This is a genomic window from Pseudomonas sp. GW822-FHT02E03 (assembly GCF_058802325.1).
Window position 1 is genome coordinate 42,485 of the sequence record NZ_JBXAOA010000034.1, and the last position, 10,824, is coordinate 53,308.

12 protein-coding genes are annotated in these 10,824 nt (G+C 58.7%); 4 read left to right on the forward strand and 8 right to left on the reverse strand.

What is annotated here, in order from left to right; all coding sequences use genetic code 11:
* Positions 1 to 83 precede the first annotated feature (83 nt).
* Positions 84 to 584, reverse strand: coding sequence for a thiol peroxidase (gene tpx, locus AC1RQB_RS21465; protein WP_007901300.1), 501 nt, complete (start codon positions 582 to 584; stop codon positions 84 to 86).
* A gap of 229 nt (positions 585 to 813) precedes the next feature.
* A complete protein-coding gene (locus AC1RQB_RS21470; protein WP_063343509.1) occupies positions 814 to 1,257 on the reverse strand; it encodes an SRPBCC family protein in 444 nt (147 codons plus the stop codon).
* 185 nt (positions 1,258 to 1,442) lie between these two features.
* On the opposite strand from AC1RQB_RS21470, the gene AC1RQB_RS21475 reads away from it, so the two are divergent.
* Positions 1,443 to 1,868 carry a YciI family protein gene (locus AC1RQB_RS21475; protein ID WP_063343508.1) on the forward strand — a complete coding sequence of 142 codons (426 nt, stop codon included), beginning with the start codon at positions 1,443 to 1,445 and terminating at the stop codon, positions 1,866 to 1,868.
* A gap of 230 nt (positions 1,869 to 2,098) precedes the next feature.
* On the opposite strand, the gene AC1RQB_RS21480 is transcribed toward AC1RQB_RS21475, so the two are convergent.
* The 4 genes from AC1RQB_RS21480 to AC1RQB_RS21495 form a co-directional block, all read right to left on the reverse strand.
* Complete coding sequence (locus AC1RQB_RS21480) at positions 2,099 to 2,770, reverse strand: DUF3313 domain-containing protein (RefSeq protein WP_063343507.1); 672 nt, start codon at positions 2,768 to 2,770, stop codon at positions 2,099 to 2,101.
* A gap of 265 nt (positions 2,771 to 3,035) precedes the next feature.
* Positions 3,036 to 4,004: a hypothetical protein gene (locus tag AC1RQB_RS21485; protein ID WP_063343506.1), complete on the reverse strand. Its 969-nt coding sequence runs from the start codon at positions 4,002 to 4,004 to the stop codon at positions 3,036 to 3,038.
* A 227-nt stretch (positions 4,005 to 4,231) separates the two neighbouring features.
* Positions 4,232 to 4,726, reverse strand: coding sequence for a DUF934 domain-containing protein (locus tag AC1RQB_RS21490; protein ID WP_008067541.1), 495 nt, complete (start codon positions 4,724 to 4,726; stop codon positions 4,232 to 4,234).
* Positions 4,723 to 6,396 (reverse strand): nitrite/sulfite reductase, encoded by a 1,674-nt coding sequence (locus AC1RQB_RS21495; protein ID WP_063343505.1) that lies wholly within the window; start codon positions 6,394 to 6,396, stop codon positions 4,723 to 4,725. The genes AC1RQB_RS21490 and AC1RQB_RS21495 overlap by 4 nt, the downstream gene beginning before the upstream one ends.
* Positions 6,397 to 6,777: 381 nt before the next feature.
* On the opposite strand from AC1RQB_RS21495, the gene ccoN reads away from it, so the two are divergent.
* Together ccoN and AC1RQB_RS21505 are read left to right on the forward strand one after the other, a co-directional pair.
* Complete coding sequence (gene ccoN, locus AC1RQB_RS21500) at positions 6,778 to 8,205, forward strand: cytochrome-c oxidase, cbb3-type subunit I (RefSeq protein WP_063343956.1); 1,428 nt, start codon at positions 6,778 to 6,780, stop codon at positions 8,203 to 8,205.
* A 15-nt stretch (positions 8,206 to 8,220) separates the two neighbouring features.
* Positions 8,221 to 8,442: a hypothetical protein gene (locus AC1RQB_RS21505; protein ID WP_008067545.1), complete on the forward strand. Its 222-nt coding sequence runs from the start codon at positions 8,221 to 8,223 to the stop codon at positions 8,440 to 8,442.
* A 126-nt stretch (positions 8,443 to 8,568) separates the two neighbouring features.
* On the opposite strand, the gene AC1RQB_RS21510 is transcribed toward AC1RQB_RS21505, so the two are convergent.
* Together AC1RQB_RS21510 and AC1RQB_RS21515 are read right to left on the reverse strand one after the other, a co-directional pair.
* Entirely contained in the window at positions 8,569 to 9,063 is a 495-nt protein-coding gene (locus tag AC1RQB_RS21510; protein ID WP_008067925.1) for a hypothetical protein, read from the reverse strand.
* A 70-nt stretch (positions 9,064 to 9,133) separates the two neighbouring features.
* On the reverse strand, positions 9,134 to 9,910 hold the full coding sequence (locus tag AC1RQB_RS21515) for a helix-turn-helix domain-containing protein (protein ID WP_063343504.1): 777 nt from the start codon (positions 9,908 to 9,910) through the stop codon (positions 9,134 to 9,136).
* 92 nt (positions 9,911 to 10,002) lie between these two features.
* Between AC1RQB_RS21515 and AC1RQB_RS21520 the strand changes: the two genes are divergently transcribed.
* A complete protein-coding gene (locus AC1RQB_RS21520) occupies positions 10,003 to 10,695 on the forward strand; it encodes an aspartate/glutamate racemase family protein (RefSeq protein ID WP_063343503.1) in 693 nt (230 codons plus the stop codon).
* Positions 10,696 to 10,824 lie beyond the last annotated feature (129 nt).

Genomic DNA, 10,824 nt, shown 5'->3' on the forward strand with positions numbered 1-10,824 from the left:
TCTGGCCCGCTTTAAGGCGACAACGCGACGGGGAAATTAACTGAGAACGCCCCCTCAGGCCGTTAACAATTGTAAAGGTTTACTTATTTCAGAGCTGCGAGAGCCGCTTCGTAGTTCGGTTCTTCAGCGATTTCCTTGACCAGTTCGCTGTGCAGAACCTTGTCGTTTTCGTCCAGAACCACAACGGCACGGGCGGTCAGGCCTTTGAGTGGGCCATCGGCAATCGCTACGCCGTAGTTCTCGATGAACTCGGCACCGCGCAGGGTCGACAGGTTCTGAACGTTTTCCAGGCCTTCGGCACCGCAGAAACGAGCCTGGGCGAACGGCAGGTCAGCGGAGATGCACAGCACGACGGTGTTGGCGACGTCATTGGCCTGGGCGTTGAACTTGCGAACCGAAGTGGCGCAGGTCGGGGTGTCGATGCTTGGGAAGATGTTCAGCACTTTGCGCTTGCCGGCGAAGCTCGCCAGGGTCACGTCCGACAGATTGCCGGCAACCAGGGAAAAGGCTGGCGCCTGGGAACCGGCTTGTGGCAGTTGGCCGTTGACCTGAACCGGGTTGCCTTTAAGAGTGACTTGAGCCATGAACGGAGTCCTTCTGAACGTTGGTGTAGAGAATTTTGACGAGGCCGAAGTTAACCACGAAATGGTCTGGCGACCTATGCCCAAATACAAAGCAAATTGTGTTGCCGAACCTCACAAACAACATAACCCCTGTAGGAGCGAGGCTTGCCCGCAAAGAGGGACTGTCAGTTGCATCAATGTTGCCTGACACACTGCCTTCGCGGGCAAGCCTCGCTCCTACAGATGAATTTCAGCCCAGCAATCTAAGCATATTGCGGTGCCGCGCTTCGAAAATCCGCCGCATGTAGGCATTGACCAGCAACCATTCCAGCGGTGCGCCACCCATGGCCGCATAAGTCACACGGTCGGTGTACAGCGTACCGCCCTCTGCCGCTGCGACCCGGTGTTCATGACGAAAGGCAGCCATTGGCCCCTTGAGCATTTCATCGATGAAATGCTGCTCGCCAACCTCGCGGATCACCACTGTCCAGTTTGACGGGATCACATTGAACATCCAGTGCCGAAAGCGAAACTGTCGACCGGCTTCGATGCGCAGGTTATTCAGGTCGATATCGCCCAGCGGTGTGACCCGTTCCGGGAAGATCTTCGGAAAGTTGACGCCTTCCAGGCAAAAGTCGAGTACTTGCTTGGGTGTGCGGTTGGGGATCAGGGTGGTGAGTTCCAGAACGGGCATGAATGATGGCATCCCATCGGCCAGGGGATTGGCAGACTACCATCACGCTAAAGTCCTACCTATCCCCGTGTAGGGATATGGGGTAGCACAAGGTTTGCAGCGTTTTTCATTTGGCCGCGTTGTCGATTTGACCCAAGGTCATTCGACTAGACAGTGAGTCACTCAAATCCAGCGGAGACAAAACCATGCGATTCATGATCATTGTGAAAGCCAGCCCGGATTCCGAGGCCGGTGTGATGCCCAGCGAAGAACTGATGACCGCGATGGGCAATTTCAACGAGGAACTGGCCAAGGCCGGCATCCTCATCGATTGCGACGGCCTGCAGCCCAGCAGCAAAGGCGCCCGCGTACGTTTTTCGGGTGACGAGCGTACGGTGATCGACGGCCCGTTCGCCGAAACCAGGGAGCTGATCGCTGGCTACTGGTTGTGGCAGGTGAAGTCGAAAGAGGAAGCGATCGAGTGGGTCAAGCGCTGCCCCAACCCGATGCCGGGCACAGAGGCCGAGATCGAGATTCGCCAGGTGTACGAGGCCGAAGACTTCGGGGCCGAGTTCACACCGCAGTTGCGCGAACAGGAAGAACGAGTGCGTGAGCAGGCGAAGAAGAACTGAAGCAAAACTGATGCACCTGACATACCTGATGCACTTCTGATGCACCTGATGCCGCTTCATGCGTCGTAGCGGGGTATCGGGATTGCGGGGGGAATTAGTGGTACCGGGAGACCGCTTTCGCGAGCAAGCCCGCTCCCACATTTGATCTCTGGTGTTCACAAAATCTGTGATCGAAACAGAATCAATGTGGGAGCGGGCTTGCTCGCGAAGAGGCTCTCAGCCCCGCCGCATTACTTGGACTTGAGCTTCAGATACGACTGATGCATATCCGACGCCCAGCCATCGATCACGTTTTTCACGTCACCGGCCTTCATCACCTGATCTGAGTTTTCCAGCGGTTTGCCAATGCCCTTGCGCACCACTTGGGCCACGACTTTGTTGTTGCCACCATCGAGAAATACCGCTTCGGTGGCCAGATTGGTTTCCTGGTCGCGAATGCCGCTGGCTGTACTGACTGCCGCCGCTACCAGGGCGATCGGGATCACTTCATAAGGCTGGAGGCTTTCGGTCTTGCTGGTAACAGAGGTGATCGCCGCACGCACCACCATAACGCCAGGGCCGGGACCGCTGGCCAGTGGCAGGGATTTGCCTATTTCGCGTTTAAGTGCTTGATCGTAGTAACTGGTGATGCCGTTCAGAGTGGTCTGAGGAATTTTCACCGTTGGTTGCGGTTTGGGATAGAGCTGAGTCGGTTCGATGTAGACACTGGTGAATTTGTTGATATCGAGCTTGGGGTCCATCCAGCGCATCACCACGGCGCCTGATGGCGACTTGGCTTCCTTGAGCTGACTGTAGTTCTTGAGAAAACCGGAATACTGGTCCGGCTCGACGACTTTGCTGGAGCAACCCACCACTCCGATAGAGGCGATGAATAGGGTGCTCATCATTAACGCAAGCTTCATGCTTGTAACTCCTGTCAGAAGGCCGGCAACAATATGGCATACGGGAATTAAAGGTATAGCCAATGCCCGGCACTTTCGTTATCAAAAAGCACAATATTCATCTATTGCTGAGGTGATCGCGGCAATATTCAAAGGCCTCTTCGCGGGCAAGCCTCGCTCCTACAAGTCCGGGTTGTATGAACCCAACCCCCCGTAGGAGCGAGGCTTGCCCGCGAAGACATCAGCTCGAACAACACAAAACCTCATCTGGAAAAAACCTGGTCAATCACCACGAAGATCCGCTTTTCGCCGCCAATTCCCGCCGACTATTGGCGCGCATCGCCTTGATCAGCGACACCGTGCCCACCAGGATGATCACCGCCGCGAACAGGAAGTCGATGCTGTACAGCTGAAAGTCGTTCAACGGCCCCACCAGAAACACCCGAATCGCCCCAATACTCACTAGCGTCGCGAGAAAGTCGATACCCGGCTCATCGCGATAAAACACGTGCAGCAGCGGCAGGCACATCACCAGCAACAACAGCAGCACAATCACCTTGAACGAGCCTTTGCGCTCGACACTGAACGCACATTCGTTGGCGCCGTAGGGCTTGTAGTCTTCCTCGCGAATCAACGAGTTTTTCTCGTTGATGTATTCCACGCGGTTGTACTTCTGGATCGGCGTGAAGGTGTTCGACATCTCCATGCTGGTGGTGACGTTCTTGAAGCGAAGGTCTATGCGCTCGTTGCCCTTGAGGTAATACAGCACCGGTTTGTAGCCGTAGCGATAGGTGTCGAACGGAAAGTCCGTCGACCGCCCCAAGACCCCGATGGGTCTGGACTCAAGTTCCGCGTAGGCACTTTTATCGGTCGAAGACAGGTTGCGGCTCAGGGGCTTGATCCTGACCTGCTCCATGAGAATCGGCGCAATGCCGTAGGACCACTGCAGGGGTTCCATGCGCAGCCGCAGTTCGTTGCGGCCCAGGTCATAGCGATCAAAGGTTCGCTCGGAGACGATCACCGCGCCCGAGAGCATGAACTCGCCATGAACGTTGTTGGTGATGTGCAGCGACAGTCGATCCCTGCCCGAGCCTGTGGCATCGCTGGCCGGTGGCGTGCCACACCAGGCGTAGCTGCTGAAGGTCTCCCCGAGCTGGCCGTTACGGTTCTCTTTGAACACATAAAAGTAACTGCCCCACAGGGCTGCCATCAGCAACAACGCTATCAGCCCTAAAATCTTCTTGCCCGCGCTCAAACCAGACTCCTTTCTTTGCTGACTCCCTTATGAGGCGCGGACTGTACCAAAATGCCATCATCGGCCCAAGCAAAAATCCCCGTACACGGAAGATCCTTGTGGGAGCGGGCTTGCTCGCGAAAGCTGACTGACATTCAACATTGATGTCGTCTGATACACCGCTTTCGCGAGCAAGCCCGCTCCCACAGGGGTTGCGCTAACTGGCTGGGATTTGAGCCAGGAAAGCTTCAGCGCCGCCTGAACAACGGCCGCGGTTCGATCACCGAGCGCCCGTACAACACGCTCATCCCTGCCAATCCCTTAAGCGCATCTTCAGCGGATTTATCTTCGCGCACGGCGAAACTGTCGAAACCGCATTGGCGCATGTGGCTGAGTTGATCGCGCAGTACATCGCCAATCGCACGCAATTCGCCTTGCCAGCCGAAACGCGTGCGCAGCAGATAGGCCTGGCTGTAGGCGCGGCCGTCGCGAAAACTCGGAAAATCCAGGGCAATCAGCGGCAGGTCGGGAAACCACGGGGTCAGGTTTGTCACTTCATCGTTGGGCCCCAGCCAGACGCCTTCGAGCGCTGTCGTGGTATTGGCGTTGAGGGCCAGCCACTGGGGTAACGGCAGTATCAGCGGTCCGGCCGGCAACTCATCCGTTGCTTCACGAATCAACTGCCACGGATCATCGCGCACCCACTCGGCACCGCCCTCTTGCAAACGCAGCAGATTATTCATGCCGACACCTCCAGCATTTTCGGGTAAACCCGCTCCTTGAACGGCTCCAGACCGATGCGTGCCAAGGTATCGACGAACAGTTCCTCGCTCTCGCGGTAGCGGACAAATGTAGCGATGATCCGCTCGATCACCTCGGGCACTTCGGCGGCGCTGAAGGACGGGCCGATAACTTTGCCCAACGCGCTATTTTTGCCCTGAGCGCCGCCGAGGGTGATCTGGTACCACTCGCTGCCGTTTTTATCGACGCCAAGAATGCCGATGTTACCGATGTGGTGGTGGCCGCAGGCGTTCATGCAACCGGAGATATTCAGACTGATGTCGCCCAGGTCATGCAGGTAATCCAGATCCTCGAAACGCGCCTGAATCGCTTGTGCGACGGGAATGGATTTGGCGTTGGCCAACGCGCAGAAGTCGCCGCCCGGGCAGGCGATGATGTCGGTCAACAAGCCGATGTTGGCGCAACCCAGGCCTTGCTCGCAGGCCAGGCACCACAGCGGGTAAAGGTCGGCCTTGGGCACGTCCGGCAGGACGACGTTCTGTTCATGGGCGATGCGAATTTCGCCGAAACCGAACTGTTCGGACCACTGGGCCACCGCCTCCATTTGCTCGGCCGTGACATCCCCCGGCGGCGCGGCGATGCCCGGTTTGGTCGACAGCACCACGCTGGCGTAACCCGGCACCTTGTGCGGCTGAACATTGCGCGTCACCCAACGGGCGAATGCCGGGTTCTCGGCCAGGCGTGTGCCGAAGTCCAGATCGGTGCCGGCCAGTGAACGGTAATCGGGCGGCACGAAGGCACCGGCGACACGCTCATACTCGACGTCGGTCAACTGCGCCGGACCGTCCTTGAGGTGCTGCCACTCCTCCTCCACTTCCTTGGCGAACGCTTCGATACCCAGTGCCTTGACCAGAATCTTGATCCGCGCCTTGTACTTGTTATCGCGCCGCCCGTGGCGGTTATAGACCCGCAGCACCGCCTCGACGTAGGACAGCAAGTGCTGCCACGGCAAGCCTTCGCGGATCTGCAAACCGAGAATCGGCGTGCGCCCCAAGCCGCCACCAACGATCACCCGCAAGAGCATTTGCCCGCTGTCATCGCAATAAAGATAGAGGCCGATGTCATGCATCATGATCGCCGCGCGGTCCTGCCTGGCCGAGCAGATGGCGATCTTGAACTTGCGCGGCAGGAACAGGAATTCCGGGTTGATGGTCGACCATTGCCGCAGGATCTCTGCCAGCGGGCGCGGGTCCATCAACTCGTCCGCCGCGACGCCGGCGAAGGCTTCGGTGGTGATGTTGCGCACGCAGTTGCCGGAGGTCTGGATCGCATGCATTTCGACTTGGGCCAGACGTTCGAGAATGTCCGGCACCTGGGCCAGTTCGATCCAGTTGAACTGCATGTTCTGCCGGGTGGTGAAGTGGCCGTAGCCACGATCGTAGTCCCGCGCAATGCTCGCCAGAATGCGCATTTGCTTGGCGCTCAGGGTGCCGTAAGGAATCGCCACGCGCAGCATGTAGGCATGCTTTTGCATGTACAGGCCGTTCTGCAGGCGCAGGGGCAGAAACTCTTCTTCGCTCAAATCGCCTGCCATGAAACGTTCGACCTGATCGCGAAACTGCGCAACACGCTCGAACACCAGGGCCCGGTCATAGTCATCGTATTGATACATGTGGCTGCCACCTCATCAGGAATTTTGCACAGAACCTGTGGGAGCGGGCTTGCCCGCGATGACGGCGGCACAGTCAATATGGACTTTGACTGACACTCCGCAATCGCGGGCAAGCCCGCTCCCACAGGAACTGCGGTGTATCGAACTCTGCGGTTCGCTCTTGGGGTGCAACTATGCGACAGCAGCGCAGCACGTTACAGATTCAGCTAAACACTAAAAAACCGTATCAGGGCGCGGCCTACGGCCGCAGGCCGGCATCACATCTGATCCGCATAAACTCGGTTTTTCTGAGTCTGTTTTGTTTGCGGCAGGGTTTCTACAGTTCATGGCATGCCAGACCGGGTGGCCTGGCAAGTCTTTGCAACCGTGGAAGAACTGACCATGAGCACAGCAACAATCGGACAGGCCTATAACTACAAGGTCGTTCGCCAATTCGTCGTGGCAACTATCGTCTGGGGCGTCGTCGGGATGGCGATGGGGGTGTGGATCGCCTCGCAACTGGTATGGCCCGAGATGAACCTCGACCTGCCGTGGACCACCTTCGGCCGCTTGCGCCCGTTGCACACCAGCCTGGTGATTTTCGGCTTTGCCGGTAGCGCCCAATTCGCCGCCAGTTACTACGCGGTGCAACGCACCTGCCAGGTGCGGCTGTATTCCGACAAGCTCGCCGCCTTCACCTTCTGGGGCTGGCAATCGGTGATCGTGGTGATGCTGATCACCCTGCCGCTGGGCTACACCACCACCAAGGAATACGCCGAGATCGAATTCTCCGGCGCGGTGTGGATGACGGTGGTCTGGGTCGCTTACGCCATCGTGTTCTTCACCACTGTGGTGCAACGCAAGACCAGGCACATCTACGTCGGCAACTGGTTTTTCGGCGCGTTCATTGTGGTGATCGCCATGCTGCACGTGGTCAATCACCTGTCGATTCCGGTGGACTGGTTCAAGTCGTATCCGGTGTATTCCGGGGCCACCGACGCCATGGTGCAGTGGTGGTATGGGCACAACGCGGTAGGTTTTTTCCTGACCACCGGCTTCCTCGGGATGATGTATTACTTCGTGCCAAAACAGGTCAATCGGCCGGTGTATTCCTATCGCTTGTCGATCGTGCATTTCTGGGCGCTGATCACCCTGTACATCTGGGCCGGCCCACACCATTTGCACTACACCGCGTTGCCAGACTGGGCACAGTCGCTGGGCATGGCGATGTCGCTGATCCTGTTGGCGCCGAGTTGGGGCGGAATGATCAACGGCATGATGACCCTGTCGGGCGCCTGGCATAAGTTGCGCACCGACCCGATCCTGCGCTTTCTGGTGCTGTCCCTGGCCTTCTACGGCATGTCGACGTTTGAAGGGCCGATGATGGCGATCAAGACGGTGAACGCCCTCTCCCACTACACCGACTGGACCATCGGCCACGTTCACGCCGGGGCCTTGGGCTGGGTGGCGATGATCACCTTCGGCGCCGTCTACCACATGGTCCCGAAAGTCTTCGGCCGCCCGCAGATGCACAGCATCGGCCTGATCAATGCACACTTCTGGCTGGCGACCATCGGCACTGTGCTGTACATCGCCTCGATGTGGGTCAACGGCATCACCCAGGGTTTGATGTGGCGCGCGATCAACGACGACGGCACGCTGACCTACTCCTTCGTCGAAGCCTTGCAGGCCAGTCATCCGGGGTTCGTGGTGCGCTTTGTCGGTGGGGTGTTCTTCCTCAGCGGCATGTTGCTGATGGCTTACAACACCTGGCGCACGGTGCGGGTGTCGGACGTGAAAATGGCTGAACTTGAAGCGCAGATTGCCTGAGGCAAGGAGCCTGACATGATCGAGATGGCGTTGAATCTATTGGGTGTTCTGGGGCTTTGGCTGGCGGTCGAATACTGCCTGAAACACCAGACGGCCGAGAGCCTGGACGATGCCAGCCTGATTCCGTTCGCCGATGATCCCGAGGTGGCGCGGCGGGTGGAATTGGCGACGGGCAAGAAAGTGAACGCTGTGGCGCCGGAGGAAGCGAAGCCGGGTTGGGGCAACCTCGAAATTTAATGCAGCACCAATGATCGTTCCCACGCTCTGCGTGGGAATGCAGCCCGGGACGCTCTGCGTCCCATTGGAACGCGGAGCGTCCCTTGAGGCATTCCCACGCAGAGCGTGGGAACGATCATCACCCGTTCAGCCACGCTCGCGGGGAATCAGGCTCTGCAGCTGCTGCGCCAGGAAGTTCGCATCGAAGGCAAAGGTGTCCGGATCTTTCAAGCCATTGGTCTTGCGCCACTGCCAATTGCTGGAGGGCGGTAGGCACACCAGCGAAATGCTGCCATAACGTGCGGCAGTCAAGCCCATCACTGCGAGGGAAATCTGCCCTCCCGCGCCCATCACGTCCGGCACGAACTCCACCGGTTTGCCGGCGATCACAATGGACAGTTTCTCGGTCTTGAATGTCGACGTCTCAAGCGGCACGCTCGGCCCGGACGCGACATACGCCTCGCGGCTCACTTCCAGCAGATTCGGCGCCAGGACCGGGGCCAGCCACTGCTGGATCTGATCGAACAACTCACCAATGCGCGTCGCCCACACGGCCGATTGCGACTCAAACAGTTGCTTCTTGTGCGCTTCGCTATCTGCATAGTGGCGAAGCATCTCGCCCAGTTGCTGTACATCGTCCATTGCGGTGTTCCTTTGGTTGAAGCGTTGCTGCGGACTTTGAGCATGGCAGATGCGCGCCACAGGCGTACGACTAAAAGCGTGAACGGTATTGGCGAGGGGTCATGCCCAGGTGCTTGCGAAAGGCACTGCCCATGTGCGACTGATGGGTGAAACCGGCATCCAGAGCGATACAGGCCAAGGATAGATCAGTGCATTCGATCATCCTTCGTGCCGCCTGAAGGCGCATTTCAATGAGGTAAGCGTGGGGTGTCAGGCCGATAGCCTGGGTGAAGTCGCGCAGAAAGCGCAGCTCGTTTTGCCCATAGGTGGCGGCCAATTGTTCCAGCGTCAGAGGCTGCTGGAACTGCTCGCTGATCTGCTCCATGACGCGGGCGAAGGCCCGGGGCGCGGCACGCTGCGTGATATCGGCTTTCCAATTCGCTACGCCAACCAGCGCCACGGCACATTGCTCAAGCGCCAGTAAATCGGGCTGCGTGGCGAGCAACTGACGCCGTACTTCTTGTGCCAGAGACAACGCTCGTCGATTGCCGCAAGACTGCACGCGGTGGGCGACGGAGGGTAACTGTTCGCTGGCTAACTGCTCGTCCAACTGCATCAGCAGATACTCGCCACCGGTGGCTGATTCGGAAAACACCTCCACGCCGATAGGCGTATAAGCCAATACACCCGCAAAGGTATCAAAATCTGTCCGTCGGTCAGAATCGATCGCATGCACGCCTTGCTGACGTTCCAGTGTCACCCCTAGCGTTTTTGACTGTGCCGGATCGCGCGCGCTGTAGGCCGCACGAGGCAAGAGTTGCAGGCAGATTTTGCCACCCGGCAGGCGCTGGCTCAGCACACTGGGCATGTGAAATTTCCTGATAGATCGCCATGAAGACCCACGGGATACTCTCGAATAAAGAGCACCCTCGCAAGGGTTTGCCATTACAGGAGCACAACATGCGCACCATCGGCCTTATCGGCGGCATGAGCTGGGAGTCCAGCGCCGAGTATTACCGTCTCATCAACCAGCAGGTACGTGATCGCCTCGGGCCGTTGCGCTCGGCGAAACTGTTGATGTACAGCGTCGACTTCGGCCCGGTCGAACAGGCCCAGCATGCCGGTCGCTGGGACGACGCGGCGGCGATTCTGGTGGATGCGGCCCAGCGTCTGGAAGCAGGTGGCGCCGAGTGCGTGGTGCTGTGTACCAACACCATGCACAAGGTGGCCGGGCAGATTCAGGCCGCCATCGATATTCCGTTCCTGCACATTGCCGATCCGGCTGGTCAAGCGGCATTGGACGCCGGTGCGCTGCGGGTGGGTTTGCTGGGTACTGCGTTCACCATGGAGCAGGACTTTATCAAGACACGTCTGACGGCCAAGGGCCTGACGGTGCTGGTACCGGAGGCTGATGAACGTCTGGCCGTGCACCGGATCATCTATGACGAGTTGTGCGTCGGGGTGATCAGGGAGGCGTCACGTCAGGTCTATCAACGGGTGATCGAGTCGCTGACCGAACGCGGCGCCCAGGCGATCATCCTCGGCTGTACCGAAATCGGCCTGCTGATCAAACCCGAGCACAGCGCCCTGCCCTTGCTCGACACCACCGAACTGCATGCGCAGGCTGCGGTGGCGTTTGCGTTGGGTGACTGACTCAATCGGCTTTGGCCTAATGCCGGTAAGTCAAGAAATTTGAGCGACGAATATCCTGTGGGAGCGGGGGGGGGGGGGGGGGGGGGGGGGGGGGGGGGGGGGGGGGGGGGGGGGGGGGGGGGGGGGGGG